This is a genomic window from Rhizobium sp. TRM95796 (genome assembly GCF_025779995.1).
Classification (GTDB): Bacteria; Pseudomonadota; Alphaproteobacteria; order Rhizobiales; family Rhizobiaceae; genus Rhizobium_E.
In genome coordinates, this window is sequence record NZ_JAOXHE010000001.1 from 616,974 (window position 1) to 640,090 (window position 23,117).

Annotated in this window: 17 protein-coding genes and 1 other RNA gene; 8 read left to right on the forward strand and 10 right to left on the reverse strand. The window is 63.6% G+C overall.

Going from position 1 to position 23,117, the window contains the following annotated elements; translation table 11 throughout:
* Nucleotides 1-81 precede the first annotated feature (81 nt).
* From OCK01_RS02975 to OCK01_RS02985, 3 genes are all read right to left on the reverse strand, one after another.
* Nucleotides 82-600, reverse strand: a complete 519-nt coding sequence (locus OCK01_RS02975) for a dihydrofolate reductase (RefSeq protein WP_263822630.1) — start codon at nt 598-600, stop codon at nt 82-84.
* Entirely contained in the window at nt 597-1,391 is a 795-nt protein-coding gene (locus OCK01_RS02980; RefSeq protein WP_263822631.1) for a thymidylate synthase, read from the reverse strand. The genes OCK01_RS02975 and OCK01_RS02980 overlap by 4 nt, the downstream gene beginning before the upstream one ends.
* Nucleotides 1,392-1,499: 108 nt before the next feature.
* Entirely contained in the window at nt 1,500-1,808 is a 309-nt protein-coding gene (locus OCK01_RS02985) for a DUF2853 family protein (protein ID WP_263822632.1), read from the reverse strand.
* A gap of 132 nt (nt 1,809-1,940) precedes the next feature.
* On the opposite strand from OCK01_RS02985, the gene ssrA reads away from it, so the two are divergent.
* The 3 genes from ssrA (at nt 1,941) to OCK01_RS03000 (ending at nt 3,115) form a co-directional block, all read left to right on the forward strand.
* Nucleotides 1,941-2,302, forward strand: a transfer-messenger RNA (tmRNA) gene (gene ssrA, locus OCK01_RS02990).
* A gap of 106 nt (nt 2,303-2,408) precedes the next feature.
* Nucleotides 2,409-2,915, forward strand: coding sequence for an SspB family protein (locus tag OCK01_RS02995; protein ID WP_182829455.1), 507 nt, complete (start codon nt 2,409-2,411; stop codon nt 2,913-2,915).
* Nucleotides 2,916-2,923: 8 nt separating this feature from the next.
* Nucleotides 2,924-3,115, forward strand: a complete 192-nt coding sequence (locus tag OCK01_RS03000) for a DUF4169 family protein (protein WP_263822633.1) — start codon at nt 2,924-2,926, stop codon at nt 3,113-3,115.
* 60 nt (nt 3,116-3,175) lie between these two features.
* Here OCK01_RS03000 and OCK01_RS03005 read toward each other — a convergent pair whose 3' ends face one another.
* Nucleotides 3,176-5,305: a M10 family metallopeptidase C-terminal domain-containing protein gene (locus OCK01_RS03005; RefSeq protein ID WP_263822634.1), complete on the reverse strand. Its 2,130-nt coding sequence runs from the start codon at nt 5,303-5,305 to the stop codon at nt 3,176-3,178.
* 122 nt (nt 5,306-5,427) lie between these two features.
* Entirely contained in the window at nt 5,428-5,916 is a 489-nt protein-coding gene (locus OCK01_RS03010) for a thioesterase family protein (RefSeq protein ID WP_263822635.1), read from the reverse strand.
* Nucleotides 5,917-6,016: 100 nt separating this feature from the next.
* Between OCK01_RS03010 and OCK01_RS03015 the strand changes: the two genes are divergently transcribed.
* Together OCK01_RS03015 and OCK01_RS03020 are read left to right on the forward strand one after the other, a co-directional pair.
* A complete protein-coding gene (locus OCK01_RS03015) occupies nt 6,017-7,435 on the forward strand; it encodes an FAD-binding oxidoreductase (RefSeq protein ID WP_263822636.1) in 1,419 nt (472 codons plus the stop codon).
* Between the two features lie 111 nt (nt 7,436-7,546).
* On the forward strand, nt 7,547-11,152 hold the full coding sequence (locus OCK01_RS03020) for an AsmA family protein (RefSeq protein WP_263822637.1): 3,606 nt from the start codon (nt 7,547-7,549) through the stop codon (nt 11,150-11,152).
* A gap of 44 nt (nt 11,153-11,196) precedes the next feature.
* Here the strand turns inward: OCK01_RS03020 and OCK01_RS03025 are convergent, their stop codons facing one another.
* Genes OCK01_RS03025 through OCK01_RS03035 form a run of 3 tightly spaced genes read right to left on the reverse strand, consistent with a single transcriptional unit; the run spans nt 11,197 to nt 15,752 of the window.
* Nucleotides 11,197-11,430 carry a ribbon-helix-helix domain-containing protein gene (locus OCK01_RS03025; protein WP_182829040.1) on the reverse strand — a complete coding sequence of 78 codons (234 nt, stop codon included), beginning with the start codon at nt 11,428-11,430 and terminating at the stop codon, nt 11,197-11,199.
* A gap of 12 nt (nt 11,431-11,442) precedes the next feature.
* Nucleotides 11,443-14,580, reverse strand: coding sequence for an efflux RND transporter permease subunit (locus OCK01_RS03030; RefSeq protein WP_263822638.1), 3,138 nt, complete (start codon nt 14,578-14,580; stop codon nt 11,443-11,445).
* Nucleotides 14,577-15,752: an efflux RND transporter periplasmic adaptor subunit gene (locus OCK01_RS03035; protein WP_263822639.1), complete on the reverse strand. Its 1,176-nt coding sequence runs from the start codon at nt 15,750-15,752 to the stop codon at nt 14,577-14,579. Before OCK01_RS03035 ends, OCK01_RS03030 begins: the two co-directional genes overlap by 4 nt.
* A gap of 206 nt (nt 15,753-15,958) precedes the next feature.
* Here OCK01_RS03035 and add point away from each other — a divergent pair, with 206 nt between their 5' ends.
* Complete coding sequence (gene add / locus OCK01_RS03040; protein WP_263822640.1) at nt 15,959-17,008, forward strand: adenosine deaminase; 1,050 nt, start codon at nt 15,959-15,961, stop codon at nt 17,006-17,008.
* 54 nt (nt 17,009-17,062) lie between these two features.
* Nucleotides 17,063-19,621 (forward strand): ATP-dependent helicase, encoded by a 2,559-nt coding sequence (locus OCK01_RS03045; RefSeq protein ID WP_263822641.1) that lies wholly within the window; start codon nt 17,063-17,065, stop codon nt 19,619-19,621.
* A 21-nt stretch (nt 19,622-19,642) separates the two neighbouring features.
* On the opposite strand, the gene OCK01_RS03050 is transcribed toward OCK01_RS03045, so the two are convergent.
* Nucleotides 19,643-19,873: a hypothetical protein gene (locus OCK01_RS03050; protein ID WP_263822642.1), complete on the reverse strand. Its 231-nt coding sequence runs from the start codon at nt 19,871-19,873 to the stop codon at nt 19,643-19,645.
* 115 nt (nt 19,874-19,988) lie between these two features.
* Complete coding sequence (locus tag OCK01_RS03055) at nt 19,989-20,762, reverse strand: polysaccharide deacetylase family protein (RefSeq protein WP_412178973.1); 774 nt, start codon at nt 20,760-20,762, stop codon at nt 19,989-19,991.
* Nucleotides 20,763-20,921: 159 nt separating this feature from the next.
* Between OCK01_RS03055 and OCK01_RS03060 the strand changes: the two genes are divergently transcribed.
* On the forward strand, nt 20,922-23,018 hold the full coding sequence (locus OCK01_RS03060; RefSeq protein ID WP_263822644.1) for a S9 family peptidase: 2,097 nt from the start codon (nt 20,922-20,924) through the stop codon (nt 23,016-23,018).
* Nucleotides 23,019-23,117: the final 99 nt, after the last annotated feature.

The window sequence follows — 23,117 nt, forward strand, 5'->3', positions numbered from 1 at the left end:
TCGGTTTCCCGGACACTTTATAGGTATCCACCCCCGGTCTTTCAACGACGAGCGCCAGAGAACAGCGTTCTTTTGCTAAAATTATGTCGGGGATGCGGACCGCCGCCGGTAGGTCACGAACCGGGTCGGATGATCGTCTTTCTCGCCGGACGGCAGTTCTTCCGCCTCGCCCGCCGCCCAGATCTCCGGATCGATCGCGGGAAAGAAGGTGTCGCCGTCGATCTCCGCCAGAATATGTGTCACATGCAGCAGGTCGGCGGTCTCTATGGCGATGCGATAGATCTCTCCGCCGCCGATGACGCAGATTTCCTCGACGCCGAGACGTTTCGCCTCACCCGCGGCCAGGGCGATCGCAGCATCGTAATCATGCGCGACCGCCACGCCGTCGGCCGTAAAATCCCGGTTGCGCGTGATGACGATATTGGGGCGACCCGGCAGCGGCCTGCCGATCGAGGCGTAGCATTTGCGCCCCATCACCACGGGCTTGCCCGTCGTCATCGCCTTGAAGCGCTTGAGGTCGGAGGATTGACGCCAGGGCAGGCCATTGTCGCGCCCGATCACGCCGTTTTCGGCCATGGCCACCACGAGGGAGATCTTCATACCGCCACCGGCGCCTTGATGCTTTCATGGGCCTGGTAGCCCAAGAGTTCGAAATCCTCGTAGCGGAAGCCGAAAATGTCCTTGACCTCCGGGTTGATGTTCATGGTCGGCAGCGCCTTCGGCGTACGCGTGAGCTGCAGCCTGGCCTGCTCGAAATGGTTGGAATAGAGATGCGCATCGCCGAGCGTGTGGACGAAATCGCCGGGCCTCAGCCCCGTCACCTGCGCAACCATCATCGTCAGCAGCGCGTAGGCGGCGATATTGAACGGCACGCCGAGGAAGATATCCGCCGAGCGCTGATAGAGCTGGCAGGACAATTTGCCTTCGGAGACATAGAACTGGAACAGGCAATGGCAGGGCGGCAGCGCCATGCGCTCGACCTCGGCCGGATTCCAGGCGGTGACGATATGCCGGCGTGAATTGGGGTTCGTCTTGATGGATTCGATCACATTGGCGATCTGGTCGATCTGGCCGCCGTCGGGCGCAGGCCAGGAACGCCATTGCGAGCCGTAGACCGGGCCGAGGTCGCCGTTCTCGTCCGCCCATTCGTCCCAGATCGTCACGCCGTTGTCCTGCAGGTAGCGGATATTGGTGTCGCCCTTCAGGAACCAAAGGAGTTCGTGGATGATCGACCGCAGATGCAGCTTTTTGGTGGTGACGAGCGGAAAGCCCTCGGCCAGATCGAAACGCATCTGATAGCCGAACACGCCGCGCGTGCCGGTGCCGGTGCGATCGCCGCGGTCGACGCCGCGCTCCAGAACATGCGACAGGAGTTGGTGATATTGCTTCATCGTCGGCGCTCCGCTTTCTGCGTCGCTCCACATATAGGCAAATGCCGCCCCTGCTCAACAATCTCTTGTGCCCGCGCCAACCTTATCCAAGGTGGCGACGCCGCTCCGTCAGAGCGTTTCGAGCTTGCCCAGCTCTTTGGCGACGAGATAGTAGAAGGTGACCCGCGATTTCGCTCGTTCCGACGCCATGACCTCGCAGACCGCGTCCACAGCGGCTTTCGCCGCCGGCCCGACGACGCCGAGCTTCTTGCCGCACCATTTCTCCTCGACGCGGGCGAGTTCCTGGGCGTCGGAGGCGGACACCAGCGAAGAATCGCGATTTCGCAGCGCGATGCCGAGATGGCGGACGATCTTGGCGACCACCGCTTCATCCGCAGACGCGTCATATTTCCGGACATTCTCGAGATAGTCGTTCATCGATCCTCTCCCTGGTCTCCACCGACGGATATTAGGTGGACCTGGAGACGGCATCCGTCAAGACGACCCGTTCGACCGGAGTGACGGGACGATGACGAGAAGATGACGGCGAGAGCGGAAAACTTCGTCTATGCACTTCCCAAACCGAGCCCCGGCTCCTATATAGACGTTGCCGGTTCGCCGGCTATGGCAATAAACGGGCGGTGTAATAAACCCATTGGACCCGGGGGCGGTACCCGGCGCCTCCACCAAAAACGGCTCATCCGACGAGCCGCTTTTGATGGGGGCGAAATAGGATCGACAAGGGCGTAAAGATCGACTTTTTGCTCGGCATGATACCACCGTTATCGGGTCAACAGAGTAGTTGCAAACGACAACAACGCTCAGGGTTACGCTGTCGCTGCTTAATCGCGGTGCCAGAAACCCAAATTAAGTCCTTACGGGTAGCACTGTAAGGCGGGGCTCGGAGGCGCCTGGCAACAGAAGCCTCCACTTACCTTCCCCCGTCCGCGCGCCGCCTCCCGACCACGAAAAGCTTTGCCAAAGCAGCAGAAAATGGCATAGTCAGAGCAACATCTGGAATTGGAAATGGGAATCGACATGGGGCAGGATCACATCCGCTACGATATTTTGGCTCAGGATGCGCTGCGAGGCGTGATCCGCAAGGTGTTGTCGGAAGTTTCCGCCACGGGCAGCCTGCCGGGCGACCATCATTTCTTCATCACCTTCCTGACCCAGGCCGCCGGCGTGCGCATTTCGCAGCATCTGAAGTCGAAATATCCCGAACAGATGACCATCGTCGTCCAGCACCAGTTCTGGGATCTCAAGGTGCATGACGCCTATTTCGAGATCGGCCTGAGCTTCTCCGACAAGCCGGAAAAGCTGACCATTCCCTTCGCCGCCGTGCGCGGTTTCTACGACCCTTCCGTGAATTTCGAACTCGAATTCGACGTTTCCGTCGCCGAGGAAACCGGCGACAGCGCCGAGATCACCGCTTACCCGGTGTCTTCGGACGAAGCCAAGACCGTCGAAGGCGAAGCCAAGGGCGACGACGCCAAGGCCGGCGGCTCGGTCGTCTCGCTCGACGCGTTCCGCAAGAAGAACTGAGAGACGCCATGGCGGCCGACATCATCAATCTCCGGCAGGCCAGAAAAGTGAAAGCCCGGGCGGAGAAAGACAGGACGGCCGAACAGAACCGCCTGACCTTCGGACGCACCAAGGCCGAAAAGCAGCTGACAAAGTCACTGAATGAAAAGGCCGAACGAGCGCTCGATCAGGGCAAGCTGGAACGGCCTGACGAGAACTGACGGATTGATCATCTTATGCATCGGCGCGGCAGTGTCTGCCGCGCTTTTTTCGTGCTTAGATCAGAAGATGAAATCGCCGCGATCAAGACCGCCGGCGTCGACGCCGTCGAGGGTGATCGAGTTGCCGTTCGAAATACGGATCACCGCGTCGCCCTCATCCTTCAGATGGTTTTTGACGAGATCCCGATAATTGCTGATCTCAGAGACGCGGGAGAGATCGATGCGATCTTTGTCCGACTCCGTGAAATCAAAGATGATGTCGCGACCACTTTTCGAGGCGAACCGGAATGTGTCGGCGCCAAAGTCGCCCCACAGAGTGTCGCTGCCGCCGCCGCCATCCAGCGTGTCGTTTCCGCCAAAGGCGTAAATCGTATCATTGCCCTTGAAACCCTGGAGGAAATCGTCGCTGTCGGTTCCGAAGAGCGTATCTCTCTTCGCCGTGCCCCTGATCGTGTTCCATACGCCGTTTACCGTTACGGTGAGGCTGCCCTCCGACATCGCCGACCCGTCGGTGACCATGTAAACGACGTCGATTTCGGCCTTTTCGCCACGGGCGAGATCCATGCCTTCATAGGCGACGCGCAACTGACCATCTTCCATCACGGCCGTGCCGTTGGCGGAGACGACCGAGGCCGACATCAAGGTCAGCCCGTCGTCGTCCGCGTCGACATCATTGGCCAGAACGTCGACCAGCACCGTCTTGCCTTCGGTCACGGCGGCGATGTCGGCCGTGATCTCCGGCGCCGTATTGGCCTCATCGACCACAATTGCGAAAAGGTCGGACGCCGTCAGTTTGCCGTCGCTGGCCGTCACGCGCACCGACACCGCGCCGACATCCCCAGCCCCGGGGGCGACGTTGAACGTCAGCGTCTGCGGATCGAAGCTCAACCAGTCCGGCAGATCCGATCCGTCTTCCAGGGTCGCGGAATAGGTCAGCGGATCGCCATCGGGATCCTCGAAAGCGCCGGGCGAAATCTCGACGAGGAAATTCGTCCCGGCTTCGGCCTGGATGTCGGCGATGGCCGAGGCCAGGACTGGCGCGCTGTTGGTGACGACGTCGCCGGTGAGATTCACCTCGCCATCGCTGAAGGAGAGCTTCTCGATATCGATCAGCGTGTCCTTGCCTTCATCGCCGCCGAGCGCCCGGACCGCATAGGAGCCGTCGTCATTGGCGGTGATCGCGTAGTCCGAGGCCGCGCCGCTGAAGATCGCCGTATCGGTGCCCGCCCCGCCCTTCAACAAATCGTCGCCTGCGCCGCCCCTCAGCATGTTGGCGATGTCGTTGCCGATGAGTTCGTCGTCTCCCGCGCCGCCCACCGCGTTCTCGATCACCGCGTTATAGGCGATGGCGATGTTGTTGGTCATCTCGTTGACGGCCGAATAGGTTCCCGACACCAGCGAGATGACGCTGTCGCTGAGGAAGCCGCTGAAGTCGAGCGTGTCCCGGCCGCCAGAATCGAAGATGGCGAGGATGGGGTTCTCGTTGATGGTGAAGTCGAAGATCTTGGCGGCCGCGCCGACGATGTTGCTGTTGAAGCCATAGACGGTGTCGCCGAGACGCGTCGACGTCTCGACGCCATAGATATGCTGGATCGCCATGATGTCGTTGAGCATGGCGGTCTGCGGCGAATAGAGCTGACCGTCCTTCTCCCAATCCGCCCACATCACCTGTCCTTCGCCGTCGAAATGATCGGGACCGAAATAGGACATGATCGACAGAACCGTGCTGTCCTGATAGCTCGACGGCGCCCACTCGCCTTCGCCATTATACTCGCCCATATGGTCGAGGCCGAGCGCATGGCCGAGTTCGTGGATGATGGTCCCATAGCCGTATTGAGCCACGACCGGATTCTTCACGTCGTCGTAGTCAGAGTTGAACCAGACGCTCCCCGTGCCGGGAAAATAGGCGTGGGCGTAGTCGATGCCCGTGGTGGTGTAAGCGATCTCGATATCGGAACCGCTGTCGACCCGCGTGAAATCCGCGGCAATCAGTTCGTCCCAACCGGCCAGCGCATATTCCACGATCTCGATCTGGGCGTCGTTCATGGCGACGAAGCCGTCCGCCTCGTCCCAACCGATGAATTGCGACGCGTCGCGGGGAAACGAATAGGTGATCTCGTCGCCGGACCAGGAATTGCCGGAGTTGAGTTGCCCAAGGACCTGATCGAGCGTCCAGTTTGCCGCCGCCATCTGCATTCCCCCGTTGTCAACGGGGCCGATGATCGACAGCAACCGCTAATTTTCGGTTGATTTACGCCGCTAAACTTTCACGACCGCCCCACTACCGGTCATTCATCAGGAAACAGGTCGTTTTATGCCGCATCCAACGTGACCATCCTGCCGCGATGCTTCGGTTTCGGCAGCGGAGCGTGGTAGCGAAGCATGATCTCGATATTTGCGCGCTGGGCGTCGGTGAACGCGGCGACCGCCCCGCTGGCGGCTGTAAGCGCATAAACCGCCTCCTGGGCGGCGGAAAGCCGGCCGAGCGCGTCGTAGATCTCCAGATAGACATGTAAAGCGCCGCCGCCGGCGTCGAGAAGCCGGAAAGCCCCTCGAAGCGGTGTCGCCTGTCGGACAGGCTCGAGAATGCTGGTCATCGCCTGGCGCAGCGCCATTGCGCAGCCGCTCCGCGCGCGATATGCCTCGCCACAGTCGAGGATGGCGAAGCCGGTCGCCGCGATTCCGTCGAAAATCCGGCTCGTCCCCCAGCTCGAGAGGCAGCCCGTGGCGTCGAACCAGTCCTGCTCCGTGTGCAGACCATAGGCGATGACGGGCGTATCGAAAGTGACGGGATCAATCAAGGCGGGCTCATGCTCAAGAAGGTCATAACATTCTTATTTACAACGATATAATGGAAGTTCAAGCCGTCGCGCCGTCAGCATGCGCAGGGAGTATCGAGACATGGGCATCTCCAAGATCCGACCGGGAGTCCGCAACGATGCAGGCATTCTAGCCGCAGCGTCCGCCTATCAAGAGGTTTTCGGCGCGCGCTTTTCGACTGCGCAGGCCTATCGAGACCAGCATTGCCACACCACGACCTGGGTGCCGCCGCAGCCGCCCGACGGCGTGATCTTCGTCGAGAGCGCCGAGGACGTGAAGGCGGCGGTCAGGATTGCCGCCGAGCACCGCGTTCCGCTCGTGCCGTTCGGCGCTGGCTCGTCCCTGGAAGGCCAGGTCAACGCCGCCTCGGGCGGCTTCTCGCTCGATTTCAGCCGCATGAACCGCCTGCTTGCCGTGAACGCCGAGGATCTCGATTGCACCGTCGAGCCTGGACTGACCCGCGAGGAGCTCAACACGCAACTGCGCGACACCGGCCTGTTCTTCCCCATCGATCCCGGCGCCAACGCCTCGATCGGCGGCATGGCCTCGACCCGCGCCTCGGGCACAAACGCCGTGCGCTACGGCACGATGAAGGACAATGTGCTGGCGTTGACGGTGGTCACCGCCAATGGCGAGGAAATCCGCACCGCTCATCGCGCGCGCAAATCCTCGGCCGGCTACGACCTCACTCGTCTGTTCGTCGGAGCCGAAGGCACGCTCGGCGTGATCACCTCGGTGACCCTTCGGCTGCAAGGTATTCCGGAGGAAATCGCCGGCGGCTATTGCACCTTCCCCACGCTGAAGCACGCCTGCGAAGCGGTGATCATGACGATCCAGCTCGGCATTCCCGTCGCCCGCATCGAACTGATGAATGCGCCGCAAGTGGCCGCCTGCAACGCCTATTCCGGCCTGAGCCTGCCGGTGCAACCATCGCTTTTCGTCGAATTCCACGGCTCGCCCGCCTCGGTGGCGCTGCAGGTCGAAGCCTTCGGCGAGGTCGCCCGCGACAACGGCGCGACCGGTTATGTCGCGACCTCGAACGCCGAGGAGCGCGCAAGAATCTGGAAAGCCCGTCACAATGTGTTCTGGTCGGTCAAGGCGCTCGCGCCGGGCAAGGCGGTGCTCGCCACCGATGTCTGCGTGCCGATCTCACGGCTTGCCGACTGCGTCACGGAAACCGAGGCCGATCTCGACGCCAACGGCCTGCTAGGACCGATCGTCGGCCATGCCGGCGACGGCAATTTCCATGTCTCGCTGATCGTCGACGACAAAGATCCCGCCGATATCGCCCGCGCCGAAGCCTTTATCGAGCGCCTGAACGCCCGCGCGCTCGCCATGGACGGCACCTGCACCGGCGAGCACGGCGTCGGCCAGGGCAAGCAGGAATTTCTCGAAGCCGAATTGGGCGGCGCCGTCGACCTGATGCGGCAGATCAAGACCGCGCTGGATCCACTCAACATCTTCAACCCCGGCAAGATCTTCGCGCTCGACCGGGGATGAGCCGCCTTCGCGCTTGCGTCATCGGCAATATCCCTTAACCTACAAACGACTAGCGTGGCTGGATGGTCCAGCCGCGCTTCCTGACCAAACGGACCTGAGGAAGACAAGACCGTGCTGGCGCGCCTGTTCATCGTCGTCGGAAGCCTGGTGGCCGCAGCGCTGTTTTCAGCGTTGATCGCGCCCTATTTCGTCGACTGGACCGATTTTCGGCAGGACTTCGAAAATCAGGCGAGCCGCATCATCGGCAAGAAGGTGGTGGTGCATGGCTCGGTCGACGCGCGGCTCCTGCCCTTCCCTTCGGTGACGCTGACCGACGTCCGCGTCGGCGAGGATGGCAAGGGCGGCGCGCTCGTCTCCGCCAAGAGCTTTTCGATGGAGACGGAACTCGCGCCCTTCCTCAGCGGCGAAGCGTTGATCTACAATATGCGGGTCGACCAGCCCAAGGTTACGCTGAGGCTCGGCGCCGACGGCGCGCTCGACTGGGTCAAAACGGGCGAGCCGCGCATCCCCGCCTCGAGCGTGGTGCTCGAAAAGGTCGAGGTCACCGACGGCGCGGTCGAATTTATCGACGAACAGACCGGCCGCACCCGCAAGCTGACCGATCTCGATCTCGATCTTTCCGCCAAGACGCTCGCCGGTCCCTGGAAGATCTCTGGAACCGGCGCCGCCGACGGCCAGCGCGGCAGCGTCAGCCTGTCGACCAACGTGCCGGAAAACGACAAGGTCTTCCTCAAGCTGCGGCTTTTGCCCCAGAACCCGGCGATCGTCGCGGAGATGGAAGGTCTGATCGGGCTCGAAGACCTGCGCCCTGAATATGCCGGCTCCTTCCGCCTGCGCCGTCAGATGGCCTCCGAGCGCGAGGGCGGCGAAACTGCCGATCCCGTTTCGGCGTCCGCCCCGCGCATCCAGGGCGATTTCAGGCTCAACAACGACCGACTCCGCATCGACAAATACCAGTTCAGCATGGGGCCGGTCGACGATCCGTACACCGTGACCGGCGAAGCGACGATCGACGCCGGCCGCAATCCGGAGTTTCTGCTGACGGCGGCGGGACAACAGGTCGATATGAGCCGGATCGGCGGCGGCGAAGGCGAAAGCGCCGCATTGCCTCTCAAAGACCGTCTGCGCGCTTTCCTGGCCCTGGCCGGCGACATTCCGGTCCCGCCGATGCCCGGCCGCGCCGAGATCACCCTGCCCGCCGTGATCGCCGACGACACGGTGATCCGCAACATCACCCTCAAGACGCGGCCTGCGGGCGACGGCTGGCTGATCGACGAGGCCGAGGCCGAGCTTCCGGGCCGCACCCGGCTCTCCGCCAAGGGCAAGTTGACGCTCGCCGCCGCGCAGGGTTTCCAGGGCGAACTGCTGCTCGCGTCCAACCAGCCCTCCGGCTTCGCCGAATGGGTGACCGGCCAGACTCCTGACGCCATTCGTCGGCTGAAGACCGCCGGCTTTTCGGCCAATGTCAGCCTCACCCCGGACCTGCAGCGTTTCGAGAATCTCGAGATCGTCTTCGGGAATGCGCGCCTGACCGGCCGGCTCGAACATGAAATGAACGACGGCGAGCAGCCGGCGCTCTCCACCGAACTCGCCGGCAACGACTTCGACCTGGAAACGATGACGGCGCTCGCCAGCCTCGTGACAGGCGAAACCCAGATGGGCGATTTTCTCGATCACCGTATCGGCGCCCGACTGAAATTCGATCATTTCTCCGGCCTCGGATTGGAAGGCCGTGACGTCGAAGCGGCGATTTCCCTGTCGCAGGGCGCGCTCACCGATGCGCGGCTGACGCTCGGCGATTTCTACGGCGCCCGCATCAGCGTCGAAGGCGGGTTCGAGGCACTTTCCGACCGCCCCACCGGCGCGGCCCGCATCAGCGTCAAGTCCGACGATCCGACGCGGCTCTTCGCGCTGATGACCGAGCGCCTTCCCGGCCATCCGGCTCTCGCCCGGCTCGCGAAGAACGCGCGCTACTACGAGGGCTCGGATTTTCTCGTCGACCTCAATGTCGGCAAGGGCGACTGGCCGATCGAGGCGACGCTGTCGGGCATCGCCCATGGCAGCCGCCTGAGCGGCAAGATCACCGCCCATAGCCTCGATCTCGCCAATTCCGGAGGCCTCTCGCTCGACGCGACCCTAGAAAATCCGGACGCCTGGGTGATGTTCGGCCAGGCGGGCCTCAACACGCTGCCGGTCGACGCCGATCAGGACGGGCTGCTGACGCTCAAGGTCGAGCAGCCGGCGGACGCCGATCCGCAGGTGAACCTGTCCTTCACCTCGGGCACCACGGATCTCACTCTACGCGGTCAGACGGCGCTCGACGCCGGTCGTTTCCTGTCCGGCTCCTATGCGCTCAGCCTCGACAGCGGCGATATCGCCCCCTATCTCGCGATGAACGGCCTGGCCCTGCCGCGGCTGATCGAAGGCATGCCCTTCTCGGTCAACGCCAACATCTACGCCGAAAAGGACGCGGTGGCCCTGGAAGGCGTCAACGGCAAGGCGGACGGCAACGCCTTCACCGGAATGGCGAGCATCGACCGCACCCAGGCCGTCCCCAGCGTCGGCGGCGAGTTCACCGTCGACGCCGCAGATTTCGGCTGGCTGGCGGAAACCGTATTCGGACCGCTCGAGGGCCTCGACGGCGGCTTGTCCGCAGCCGCGCTGCCCAAACGGCCGGTTACGCCGTTCAATGTCAGCCTCGGGCTGAATTCGAAGACGATGCGTGTCGGTTCGCTCGCCACGATCACCGACTTTTCGAGCCGGATCACGATGGAGCCCGGCCGGCTCGCGCTGTCGGGCGCCAAAGGCAACCTCCTCGGCGGCACATTCAAGGGGCAGGCCGAACTCGGCGACACCGAGGGGGCGGGCTATTTCCGCGCCCGCTTTTCCGTCGACGACGCCGCGCTGAAGACCGCTTTCTGGCGGTTCGCCGGCCAACCCGTCGCCGCAGCCCGCGCCGATCTCGCCATGACGCTGGATGCGGCGGGCGGGAGTCCCGAGGCGCTTCTCGACGGCGCCACCGGTTCAGGCGCGCTGACGCTTTCCGATCTCGCCATCAACGGCCTGAACGCCAACGCCGTGCCGCCGCTTCTCGCCGCTGCCGACAAGATCGAGGGTCAGTTCACCGATGCGACGCTCGTCCCGCTGATCGAAGACGCCTTGTTCGCCGGCGCGATCGAGGCCGACAAGTTGGACATCCCCTTCTCCATCGCCGGCGGCAGGTTGCGGGTCGACAAAGTGTCGGGCGTGATGAAGAACGGCGCCCGGCTCGACGCGCAGGGCGCCGTCGACCTGGCCGACGGTACGCTCGACGCGCAGATGACGCTCGGCTACGACCCCGGCGAGGAACGCATGAGCGGGGCCGAGCCTTCCGTGACGCTGGCGTTCCAGGGACCGTTCGCCACGCCGGAGCGAAAGGCGGACTTCACCGCCATGAGCAATTTCCTGTCGCTCCGCAAATTCGAGCAGGAGCGCCGCCGCGTCGAGATCCTGCAGGCCAAGATGCAGGAAAAACAACGGCTGCGCCGCGAGACGATGCTTTGGAAGGCGAAAGCCGCCGAACGCGAGCGCTTGCGGCAAAAGGCTGTCGACGAAGAGCGCCTGCTGCGCGAGCAGCAGGAGGCGCTATCCCGCCTCGCCCGTGAAGAAAAAGAGCGCCTCGATGCCGAAAAAGCTCTCCGGGATAGTCTCGAAGACGGCGCGCCGGCGGTGCAGTAACGCCGTTCGTCGATGACGGGAATGCCGCCCCCTCCGAACGGGCCTCAGCCGTCTTTCCCGTCGCCCAGCGGTCGCGCCTTCACCGCCTTGAGCACGTAGACCCTGAGCGCCGAGGAGAGATTGTCGCCCTCCTCGCGGCCTTCGTCGACTTCGGCGATCAAGCCCGCCAGCGACAGACCCCTTGCGAGCGCGATGCCGCGCAATTCTGCATGAAACTCCTCTTCGAGCGAAAAGGACGTGCGGTGGCCGTTCAGCGTCACCGAACATTTGCGGATCATCTGCGCCTCCGGTCACTCGGCCGCAAGCGGCATCTCGTCGTCGAGTTCACGGGCTTCCGCCTCGCTCATTTCGCGCGCCAGGCGTTCCTCCTCATGCGCGTGCGGCTTGGTGAGGCCGGCGATCAGGAGATAGGCGACCGGGGTGATGTAGAGCGTCACCAGCGTGGCGAGACCCAGGCCGCCGACGATGACCCAGCCCAGCGCCACGCGGGCCTCGGCCCCAGCGCCCACTGCGAGCGTCAGCGGCACGCCGCCCAGCACGGTGGCGATCATCGTCATCATCACCGGCCTCAGGCGAATACGGCAGGCGTTGCGGATGGCGTCGCCGACCGATTGCCCCTCGTCGCGCAGCTGGTTGGCGAATTCGACGATCAGGATGCCGTTCTTGGCCATGATGCCGACCAGCAGCACCAGCCCGATCTGGCTGTAGATATTGATGCTCTGGCCGGTGATCGCCATGGCGAACACCGCGCAGGCCAGTCCCAGCGGCACGGTCGCCATGATGATCAGCGCCGACAGGAAGCTTTCGAACTGCGCCGCCAGCACCAGGAAGATGATCACCAGCGCAAAGCCGAACACAAGCGCCATGCCGGAGGAATTGTCCCCGAGCGTCGCCGCCTCGGACAGCGGCAGAAGCGCCACGCCATCCGGCAGCGTCTGCGCGGCGATGGTCTCGGCCAGCGCCAGCGCGTCGCCGAGACCGAGATCGCCTTTGGGGCTCGCGGTGATGCTCACCGACCGGGTCTGGTTTTCACGGGCCAGCTGCGGCGGGATCGAGCGCTCCGTGAGCGACGCCACGGTGGACAGCGGCACGAATTTGCCGTCCGCCGTCTTCAGGAAGATGTTTTCGAGATCCTGCGGATCATTGATCGGATTGCTCGACGATGTCAGGAACAGGCCGATGCGCCGTCCTTCGAGAAAGACGTCGCCGATGCTGGAGCCGCTCAGCAGAGCCTGCAACGCCGAGGCCAGCCCGCTGATGTCAACGCCGATATCGGCGGCGCGTTCGCGATCGATATTGACCGAGATCTGCGCCTGGGTCGGGTCGGCGTCGAGGCGCACCAGTTCGAAGCGGCCCGTGGCGTTGAGCGCATCGATCATCTTGGCGGCCGAGGCGTAGAGCGCCTGATAATCGTTGCCGGTCAGCGCGAAGTTGAGACCGCCGCCCGCGCCGCGAATACCGAGACTGTTGGGCTGGATGATGTTGGCCTGCAGCGCCGGCGCGACGCGCAGCGCGGCGCGGACGTCGTCGGAAATCTCCGCCTGGTTGCGCACCCGCTTCTCCCAGGGCGCCAGCGTCAGCACCATGAAGCCGGAATTGGAATTGCCGCCCTGCCCCGAAATCACGAACATGTTGACCACTTCGCCGGAATCCACCAGGGGCTGCAGCTCCGCCTGCACGCGGCGCAACTGCTCCTCGGTATAGGCGAGGCTGGATCCCTGCGGCGTCTGCGCCCGCACCAGCACAGTGGCGCGGTCCTCGCGCGGCGTCAGTTCCTGCGGCAGCGCGAAGAAGGTGACGGCGGCGGCGAAGGAGAACAGCAGCGACAGCGCGATCACCGGTCCCGGAGCGGCCAGCATCACGCCCAGCGATTTCTCGTAGAGATAGGCGAAGCCGCGACCGAAGGCGCCGAGCAGCCCGCCGGCGTCATGCTCCGCGTCCTGAGGGCCGACGAAACGCGAGGCCAGCATGGGGCAGAGCGTCAGCGCCACCACGCCCGACAGCATCACCGCAATCGCCAGCGCGAAGCCGAATTCGCGGAACAGTCCGCCGGCCTGGCCGGGCAGGAAGGCGAGCGGCACGAAGACGGCGGCGAGCGTGATGGTGGTCGCCACAACGGCGAAGAACACCTGCTGCGTGCCGAGCACGGCCGCCGCGCGCGGCCCCATGCCCTGTGAGCGGAAGCGGACGATGTTTTCGAGCACCACGATCGCGTCGTCGACCACCATGCCGGTGGCCAGCACGATGGCGAGCAGCGTCAGGATATTGATGGAGAAGCCGGCGAGATAGAGCGCGGCCAGCGTGCCGATCAACGCCACCGGCATGGTGATGGTCGGGATCAGCGTCGCCGACAGGCTGCGCAGAAAAAGATAGATGACGGCCACGACGATGACCACGGCCAGCACCAGCGACACCACCACTTCGTGGATCGCGCCGCGAATGAAGTTGGCGTCGTCGGAGGTGACGCGGATGGTCATACCCTCGGGCAGGGACTTGGAAATCTCGGCGACGGCGGAGCGGATGCCCTGGGAGATGTCCAGCGTATTGGATTGCGCCTGCCGCACGATGCCGAGGCCGACGCCGGGCGCGCCGTTGGAGCGCAGCGAGGATGTGCCCTCTTCCGCCCCGAGAGAAACATCGGCCACGTCGCCGAGCCGCACCCGGCCCGAAATGATCAGCCGTTCGAACGCCTCGGGCGTGGTGATGTCGGAGGTGGCGCGCACGACGATGTCGGTCTGCGCGCTTTCGATCGAGCCCGCCGGCACGTCGAGAGCGGCGGTCGACAGCGCGGTTCGGATGTCGGCGATGGTCAGGCCGCGGCTGGCGAGCTTGGCCTGGTCGATGTCGATCCGGAACGCCTTTTCCCGCTCGCCGTAATATTGCAGATCGGCCACGCCCTCGACGGTGGCGAGGCGCGGCTCGATCTTGTCCTCGATATAGACGGTCAGGTCCTCAGGCCGCATGGTGGTCGAGGTGACCGCCAGCCGCATGACCGGCTGGGAATCGGCATCGGCCTTGATGATGCGCGGAGCCGTCACGTCTTCCGGAAGCGTGTCGTTGACGCGGCCGAGCGCGTCGCGCACATCGGCCGCGGCGGCGGCGAGATCGGTGGTGTCGCTAAATTCGAGCGTCACGCGGCTGGAGCCGAAGGCCGATGTCGAGGACACCGATTTGAGGCCGGTCACGCGCGCGACCGCGCCTTCGATGACGTCTGTCACTTCGCGGTCGATGGTCTCGGGAGACGCGCCGTCGAGTTCGGTGCGCACGGTGATCACGGGTTGGTCGACCGACGGCAGTTCGCGCACTTCGACGCCGCTCAGCGCCGCGAGACCCGCCACCACGATCAACGCGTTGACGACCAGCGCGAGAATGGGTCGTCGCACGAAAAGCGAGGCCGAGAAGGCCTGTTTCAGCGCGGCGCCGCTCATGGTTTCACCGCAGGCGCTGCATCGGCCACCTTGTCGGCGTCGGGCTTCTTCTCGCCGTAAATCTGCACTTCGGCGCCGTTGCGCAGCCGCTGCAGACCTTCGGTGACGATCATGTCGCCGGCCGCCAGCTTGGCGTCGACCAGAACCCGGTCGGGATTGCGTTCGATCACCGCCGCCGCAACGCGCTCGACCTTGCCGTCCTTGAACCGCCACACGAACGAACCCTGGCTATCCCACTGAACCGACAAGGGATTGACGCTCGGCCAACGATCGCCGCCGAGAGCCAGCGTCACGTCGAAAGACTGTCCGGCGCGCAGCTCGTCGCCGTCATTGGCGATTTCGGCGCGCAGATGAATGGTGCGACTGGCGGGATCGATCCGGTTGTCGATCGCCGCGATCTTGCCGGTATAGCTCTTGCCGGGCCGGGAGATCGGCTGCGCCGACACCTCCTGCCCCTCCTCTACCAGGCCGGCAAACCGTTCGGGCGCCCAGAAGTCGACCAGCAGCCGCGAGCGGTCGTCGACGGTGACGATCTGGGTCGCGGAGGTGACATAGTCGCCTTGGGTAATGTTGACGATGCCGGCGACGCCGTCGATCGGCGAGCGGATCAGCCGGCGTTCGAGATTGACCTGGGCCCCGGCAACGGCGAGGCGGGCGGTGTCGACCGCCGTTTCGGCGATTTGCAGATCGGCCCCCGAGACGATCTTCTTGAGGTCGCGATTGCGGGTCAGCGTCGTCTCGGCGCTCTTGAGGTCGACCTTGGCGCGGTCGAGCGCGATTTTCTCGACCTCGTCGTCGAGGCGCGCGACGACCTGACCCTGCTTCACCCGATCACCGGCATTCACCATCACCTCGGCGATCTGGCCGGAGACGAAGGGCGTCACCGCCACCGAGCGGATGGCGTCGCCGTCGCCGAGCGCGCTCAGGCGATCATTGACGCGGCCTTCGCCGGCCGGTTCCACAACCACGACCAGTGGTCCCTGATTGCGGCGGCGGCTGTTGCTCTGCGCCGGCTGCGCGTCGGGCTCCTCGCGGGCCACCAGTTCGATGACGGACTCGGGCACGCCGATGGAGCGCGCCAGCGACGCCGATCCTGGCATGAAATGCATCAGGATCAGTGCGCCCACCACGAAAAAGACGAGGCCGGTGAGGATCTGGACGAGATACCGCATTCATGTCTCCAGTCTTGCGCCGTGACGTCTTTACGATTTTCGCAACGCCGCGGATCTGCTTATCCGCATTTCGGTCCTTTGCCACAAGATCATGCACGCCAGATGACTGAAATGTAATGATCGAGATCGGCTCGACTTGACAAAGGACACCATTGGGGGATTTTTTAGGCAGAGCGACAGAACGCCCACTTTTCGAGCAAAACCTGATGTTGACAATGTATGAATTTCTTCACCGCCTGCCGAAGATGGAAATGCATCTTCATCTCGAAGGTTCGATCCGGCCCGGCACAGCGGCGGACCTTGCGCATCAAAACAATGTGATATTGCCGCCGCATGACAGGGTGGAGGACCTCTATCATTATCGGGACCTCAAGGAGTTCCTCGCCATCTACACCGCCGTTTCCGACAGCGTGATCGGGGCGGACGATTACCGGCGCATCACCTATGAGATGCTGGAGAGCTGTGCGGCCAACAATGCCCGTTATGTCGAATTCTTCTTCTCGCCGCAGGTGCATTTGGTCCATGGCGTCTCTTTCGATACGATGATCGACGGGATCACGACCGGCATGGATGACGCCAAGGTCGATTTCGGTCTCGACAGCCGCATCATCCCCGGCGTCAACCGCGAACTCGGGCCCGAAGCCGGCGAAGAGCTTCTCGACATGATTCTGGCGCGCAAGGAAGAGCGGCTGATCGGCATCGGTCTCGATTTCCTCGAAGCGCCTTTCCCGCCGGAGCCCTATGCCGCTCTCTTCGCGCGCGCTCGCAAGGCGGGTCTCAAAGTCACGGCCCATGCCGGCGAAAGCGGCCCCGCCGCCTATATCGCCGGCTCCATCGATACGCTCGGCGTCGCCCGCATCGACCACGGCTATCACGTGGTCACGGATGAGGCGCTGATGCGCCGCTGCCGCGACGACGGCATTCTCTTCACCTGCTGCCCGTCGACCGCGGCAGTCACCTCGCCCTGGAAGAGCCTCGACGCCGAGCACCCCATCCGCCGGATGGCGGATTTCGGCCTGAAGCTGACGATCAATTCCGACGACCCGCCGATGTTTTCCACCGATCTCGGCGAGGAATACCGCAAGGCCCATGATTTGCTCGGCTTTTCACCTGACATGCTCCGCCGCTCGATCCTCGACGGCATCGACTGCAGTTGGCTCGACGATGACGAGAAGCGGACGCTCTCGGCAGACTGGACCAGGGAAATCGACGCGTTGATCGCGGAAATTCAGCCGACCCCAGCCCTTTTGACATGAACAAAGCGGAAACTGCTTCTGGCCATCAGCAGCCGAATCACTACATTAGGCGGCATGACCAGTGGTTTCGACGACATTCCCTTCTTTGACGAGGAGCCGGACTCCCAGCCCGCGCGCCCTAGGACCAATCGCGAGCCCGCGCCGGAACGCGCCGGCGGCAGCGGCATCGCCGCCCGGGCGCTCGCCGCCCGCAATGGCGCGGTGGCGCGTCCGTCCTATCTCGAAGGGCTGAACCCCGAACAATTGCGCGCCGTGGAAACGCTGGACGGCCCGGTTCTGGTGCTGGCCGGCGCCGGCACCGGCAAGACCCGGGTGCTCACCACCCGCATCGCCCATATCCTCGCCACCGGCCGGGCCTATCCCAGCCAGATCCTCGCGGTGACTTTCACCAACAAGGCGGCGCGGGAGATGCGCGAGCGCATTACCCATCTCGCCGGCGAAGTCGTCGAGGGCATGCCCTGGCTCGGCACCTTCCACTCGATCGGCGTGAAATTCCTGCGCCGACACGCCGAGCTCGTCTCGCTGCGCTCGGACTTCACCATTCTCGACCAGGACGACGTGCTCAGGCTGATCAAGCAGCTGATCCAGGCCGAAGGCCTCGACGACAAGCGCTGGCCGGCGCGGCAATTCGCGCTGATGATCGACGGCTGGAAGAACAAGGGCCTCGACCCCAGCCAGATTCCCGAAGGCGATTCCCGCGCCTTCGCCAATGGCAAGGGCCGCGCGCTTTACACCGCCTATCAGAACCGGCTGATCAGCCTGAACGCCTGCGATTTCGGCGATCTGCTGATGCACCCGATCCGCATCCTCAAGACCAATCCCGACATCCTCGCCGATTACCAGAGCCGCTTCCGCTATATCCTCGTCGACGAGTATCAGGACACCAACTCGGCGCAATATATGTGGCTGAGGCTGCTGGCGCAGCGCGGCCGCTCCAGGCCGGCTCCCGCCAACAGCGATTTCCCCGGCGATGCGCTGGAAGCCCCCGGCGCTGGAAAGGTCAATATCTGCTGCGTCGGCGACGACGATCAGGCGATCTATGGCTGGCGCGGCGCCGATGTCGACAATATCCTGCGCTTCGAGAAGGATTTTCCCGGCGCCGCCGTCATCAGGCTCGAGCGCAACTATCGCTCGACCGCCCATATTCTCGGCGCGTCGGGCTTTCTGATCGCCCATAACGAGGGCCGGCTCGGCAAGACGCTGTTCACCGAACGCCACGATCCCGACGACGAGAAGGTGCAGGTCCACGCCGCCTGGGACTCCGAGGAAGAAGCCCGGCAGGTCGGCGAGGAGATCGAGCGTCTGCAGCGCGGCGACGGCGCCGATGGGACCAAGCATCTGCTCAACAACATGGCCATCCTCGTGCGCGCCTCCTTCCAGATGCGCGAATTCGAAGATCGTTTCGTGACATTGGGGTTGAACTACCGCGTCATCGGCGGCCCGCGCTTTTATGAGCGCCTCGAAATCCGCGACGCCATGGCCTATTTCCGCTTGGTCTGCCAGCCCGCCGACGACCTCGCCTTCGAGCGCATCGTCAACACGCCCAAGCGCGGCCTGGGCGACACCACCGTGCGCAATCTCCACGACTACGCTCGCGCCCGCGACATTCCCATGCTGGCCGCCGCCGCCGACATGGTCGAGACCGAGGAGCTGAAGCCCAAGGCGCGCAAGGCGCTGTTCGATGTCGTCGCCAATTTCCAGCGCTGGCAGAAGCTGCTCGAAACCATGCCGCACACCGAACTCGCCGAGCAGATCCTCGAGGAGAGCGGCTATACCGACATGTGGAAGAACGACAAGACGGCCGAAGCGCCGGGTCGTCTCGAAAACCTGAAGGAACTCATCCGCTCGATGGATTCATTCGAGAGCATGCGCGGCTTCCTCGAACATGTGTCGCTGGTCATGGACGCCGAGCAGAACGAGGAGATGGACGCCGTCTCGATCATGACGCTGCATTCCGCCAAGGGCCTGGAATTCGACACCGTTTTCCTGCCCGGCTGGGAGGAAGGCCTGTTTCCGCATCAGCGCGCGCTCGACGAAGGCGGCCGCAACGGCCTGGAGGAAGAGCGCCGGCTGGCTTATGTCGGCCTCACCCGCGCCAAGAAGCGGCTGCATATCTGGTTCGTCTCCAACCGCCGCATTCACGGCCTCTGGCAATCGACCATTCCCTCGCGCTTTCTGGATGAACTGCCGCCCGACCATGTCGAAGTGGCCGAAGCCGAGCAGAGCTATGGCGGCTATGGCCGGGGCAACCCTTACGGCCAGTCGCGCTTCGACAAGCAGGAGCCGTTCGCCTCGTCCTATTCCTCGCCCGGCTGGCAGCGCGCCCAGGCCAATAAAACCGAGGCCACCCGCAGCAACTGGGGCAACAGGTCAGGCGTATCGGTGGAGCGCGTCGGCTACGGCGAAGCCGGCCCCACCGGCCGCGTCATCCAGGGCGAGTTGATCGCCAAATCCAAGATCGACGAACCCTCGAAATTCTCGATCGGCGACCGCGTCTTCCACATCAAATTCGGCAACGGCAATGTCGCGGCCATCGAAGGCAACAAGCTGACGATCGATTTCGACCGGGCCGGGCAGAAGCGCGTGTTGGACGGGTTCGTGGAGAGGGCGTGACCGAGGCGACGCCCCGATAGATCATGCCGAGAATTTCACAATAACGCCGCGCTGGCGGAAATAGGCCTGCATCAGCTTGCGGCCGGAGCGGTTGTTCTGCACGAGCTTGGACGGATCGAACACGGCTTCCTTGAGCCCGGCTTCAGCGAGCGCGGCCTTCAGCGCGGCGATGCGCGGATCGAGGTCCTCATTGTCGGCGCGCAGCGAGTCGTAGATGCTGTTGATGGCGGCTTCGACGGTCGGGGTGCTCATGGATGGTCTCCTGTCATGATATGCTCGGCGCCGGGCGCCTGCCTCGACTGACCCTATCGGGGCGAAATCAATATCCGTCAATAGCCAAAGCCAAAAGGGCTCTCTGCGAGCCCTCTCAAAACCCCTTGGCCGTAAGCGTCTCCTGTCGGTCCCTGAGCAGGAGGAAGCGGTAGCCTTTGGCCCTCAGCGCCATGACGCCCTTGACCACGCCCTCGCCGGCCGCATGGCTCGGCTGGTTGATATGGGCGATGATCACGTCGCCGTCGCGGGCCGAGGCGAAATGCTTGGCGGTGACGGAAGCGCCGAGCAGCGAGCCGCCGTCGCCATTGATGGAATAGCCGGCGATCTCGAACCCCATCGTCTCGATCTGCTGGATGGATGTCTTGGTGTATTTCGCGGTCGCGCCGCGAAACCAGGTCGGACGCTTGCCGGTCGCGAGCGTGATCGCCTCGGCCCCGGCCTCGACCTCGCGGGCCGCGGCGTCCGGCGAGCCGGCGGCGGCGATGCCGTAGATGTTCACGGGCCGATCGACCGCAGGCACATGGTTTTCGCCATGGTTTTCGATTTCGAAGAGATCGGGATGGGCGAGCATGCGCGCGAGCGGCTCGGGATTGCGTTTCAGCCAGCGAGCGGTGACGAAAATCGTGGCGGGGATCTTATTATCGATCAGCATGTCGAGGATGCGCGCATCGGTCTGCCCCATGCAGGCGTCGAAGGTCAGCGCCACCACTGGCCCCTCGCCGGGGATTTTGGACATCACCAGCTTCGGCTCGATAAGATGGGCGGCGGAGGCGTGTTTCGGCTTGGTCGCGGTGGCCGAAAGCGGCTTCACCGGCGTCGTCGGGCTCTCCGGCGTTCCGGCCAGAGCCGGCTGCGCTGCGAGGAGCATCACCGCCAGAAAGCCGCGCGCCGCTGAAGTCGCCATATTCGTCATTCCTCTTCGTCTGCGGTCTCACCGACCGCCCCGCGCTTGAAGTCGCGGGCGCGCGGCTTTATCTCTGACCCGAACGATTCAAACAATCGGTTTATTCAAAAAAGAGAGTGTGCCTTGCCCGCCTTCAAAAATCTGCCGGAACCGCCCAGAGCTGCAAAGAAGCCCGTGACCGACACCAGGCACGGCGTCACGCGGACGGATGATTACGCCTGGCTCAGGGCGGAAAATTGGCAGGCCATGTTCAAGGACACCTCGATCCTCGATCCCGAGATCCGCGCCTATCTCGAAGCAGAGAACGCCTATCAGGACGCGGCCATGGCCGACACGGCCGATCTGCGCAAGAAGCTGTTCGACGAGATGAAGGCACGCATCAAGGAGGACGATTCCTCCGTGCCGATGAAGGACGGCCCCTTCGCCTATGGCACGCTCTATGTGAAGGGCGGCGAGCACGCCCATTACTTCCGCACCAAGCGCGACAAGGACGGCCTCAAGGAAATCCTGCTGAACGGCGACCGCGAAGCCGAGGGCAAGGCCTATTGCCGCTTCTCCGGCCTCGACCATGCCCCCGGCCATGACAAGGGCATCTGGGGCTTCGACGACAAGGGCTCGGAATATTTCACCCTGAAGATCCGCGACTTCAAGACCGGCAAGGATCTCACTGATCTCCTGGAGAACACCGGCGGCGGCGGCGTCTGGGCGCCGGATGGCAAGAGCTTCTTCTATACGCTGCTGGACGAAAACCATCGCCCGTCCAAGGTCTTCCACCACATCCTCGGCCAGCCGCAATCCTCGGACCGTCTGGTCTATGAGGAAAGCGATCCCGGCTTCTTCATGGGCGTGGGCGGCTCCATGCTCAACGACTTCATCTTCATCGACATCCATGATCACGAGACGTCAGAATACCGGCTGCTGTCGACCAAGAACCTGACTGCCGAGCCCATGCTGGTGGCCGAGCGCGTCGAGGGCATCGAATATGCGATGAGCGAAGGCGGCGACGTCTTCTACATCCTCACCAATGACGGCGACGCCAAGGATTTCAAGATCATGCAGGCGCCGGTCACCGCGCCGGGCAAGGAAAACTGGACCGAAGTCGTCGCCCATCGCCCGGGCACGCTGATCCTGTCGGTGGAGGCCTATAAGGGCCATCTCGTCTGGATGGAGCGGCATGAGGGCCTGCCGCGCATCATGATCCGCGACCGCGTCACCGGCGAGGATCACTCGATCGCCTTTGCCGAGGAAGCCTATTCGCTCGGCCTGATCGGCGCGATGGAGTATGACACGGATTGGATGCGTTTCTCCTATTCCTCGATGACCACGCCGTCGCAGCTCTTCGACTACAATCTGAAAACCCGCGAACGGGTGCTGCTCAAGACCCAGGAAGTGCCCTCGGGTCACAAGATCGACGACTACGTCACCCGCCGCGTTTTTGCGCCTACCGCCGATGGCGAGAAGGTGCCGGTGACGCTCCTCTATCGCAAGAACACCAAGCTCGACGGCGGCGCGCCCTGCTTGCTCTATGGCTATGGCGCCTATGGCATTTCCATTCCGGCCTCTTTCAACACCAACTGCCTGTCGCTGGTGAACAAGGGCTTCGTCTACGCCATCGCCCATGTGCGCGGCGGCAAGGACAAGGGCTTCGCCTGGTATGAAAACGGCAAGATGGAGAACAAGAAAAACACCTTCTCCGACTTCATCGCCGCCGCCGATTATCTCGTGCGCCAGCAATACACGTCTTTCGACCGCATCGTCGCCGAAGGCGGCTCGGCCGGCGGCATGCTGATGGGCGCGATCGCCAATATGGCGCCGGAAATGTTCGCGGGCGTCATCGCCGCCGTGCCTTTCGTGGACGTGCTCAACACCATGCTTGACGACACGCTGCCGCTCACGCCGCCGGAATGGCCGGAATGGGGCAACCCGATCGAGAGCAAGGAGGAATATGACTACATCGCCTCCTATTCGCCCTATGACAATGTCGGCGCAAAAGCCTATCCGCCGATCCTGGCGCTGTCGGGACTGACCGATCCGCGCGTGACCTATTGGGAGCCGACCAAATGGGTGGCCAAATTGCGCGAATACTCGACCTCGAACAATCCGGTCCTGCTGAAGACCAATATGGGCGCTGGCCATGGCGGCGCGTCGGGCCGTTTCCAGCGGCTCGAGGAAGTCGCCTATGAATACGCTTTTGCACTGAAAGTGGTCGGCAAGGCCTGATCGGGGCCCGAGCAAGCGACAGACGAACGGGCCGGCGACGGCCCGTTTTGCATTTCGAAAAGCCCGATTCGGCGCAGATATTTATAGATTTATAATTTT

Excerpts from the sequence above, each read along its gene's own strand:
- OCK01_RS02975 (WP_263822630.1), bottom strand. The coding sequence starts at position 600 with ATGAAGATCTCCCTCGTGGTGGCCATGGCCGAAAACGGCGTGATCGGG.
- OCK01_RS02980 (WP_263822631.1), bottom strand. The coding sequence starts at position 1,391 with ATGAAGCAATATCACCAACTCCTGTCGCATGTTCTGGAGCGCGGCGTC.
- OCK01_RS02985 (WP_263822632.1), bottom strand. The coding sequence starts at position 1,808 with ATGAACGACTATCTCGAGAATGTCCGGAAATATGACGCGTCTGCGGAT.
- OCK01_RS02995 (WP_182829455.1), top strand. The coding sequence starts at position 2,409 with ATGGGGCAGGATCACATCCGCTACGATATTTTGGCTCAGGATGCGCTG.
- OCK01_RS03000 (WP_263822633.1), top strand. The coding sequence starts at position 2,924 with ATGGCGGCCGACATCATCAATCTCCGGCAGGCCAGAAAAGTGAAAGCC.
- OCK01_RS03005 (WP_263822634.1), bottom strand. The coding sequence starts at position 5,305 with ATGGCGGCGGCAAACTGGACGCTCGATCAGGTCCTTGGGCAACTCAAC.
- OCK01_RS03015 (WP_263822636.1), top strand. The coding sequence starts at position 6,017 with ATGGGCATCTCCAAGATCCGACCGGGAGTCCGCAACGATGCAGGCATT.
- OCK01_RS03025 (WP_182829040.1), bottom strand. The coding sequence starts at position 11,430 with ATGATCCGCAAATGTTCGGTGACGCTGAACGGCCACCGCACGTCCTTT.
- OCK01_RS03030 (WP_263822638.1), bottom strand. The coding sequence starts at position 14,580 with ATGAGCGGCGCCGCGCTGAAACAGGCCTTCTCGGCCTCGCTTTTCGTG.
- OCK01_RS03035 (WP_263822639.1), bottom strand. The coding sequence starts at position 15,752 with ATGCGGTATCTCGTCCAGATCCTCACCGGCCTCGTCTTTTTCGTGGTG.
- add (WP_263822640.1), top strand. The coding sequence starts at position 15,959 with ATGTTGACAATGTATGAATTTCTTCACCGCCTGCCGAAGATGGAAATG.
- OCK01_RS03045 (WP_263822641.1), top strand. The coding sequence starts at position 17,063 with ATGACCAGTGGTTTCGACGACATTCCCTTCTTTGACGAGGAGCCGGAC.
- OCK01_RS03050 (WP_263822642.1), bottom strand. The coding sequence starts at position 19,873 with ATGAGCACCCCGACCGTCGAAGCCGCCATCAACAGCATCTACGACTCG.
- OCK01_RS03055 (WP_412178973.1), bottom strand. The coding sequence starts at position 20,762 with ATGCTCCTCGCAGCGCAGCCGGCTCTGGCCGGAACGCCGGAGAGCCCG.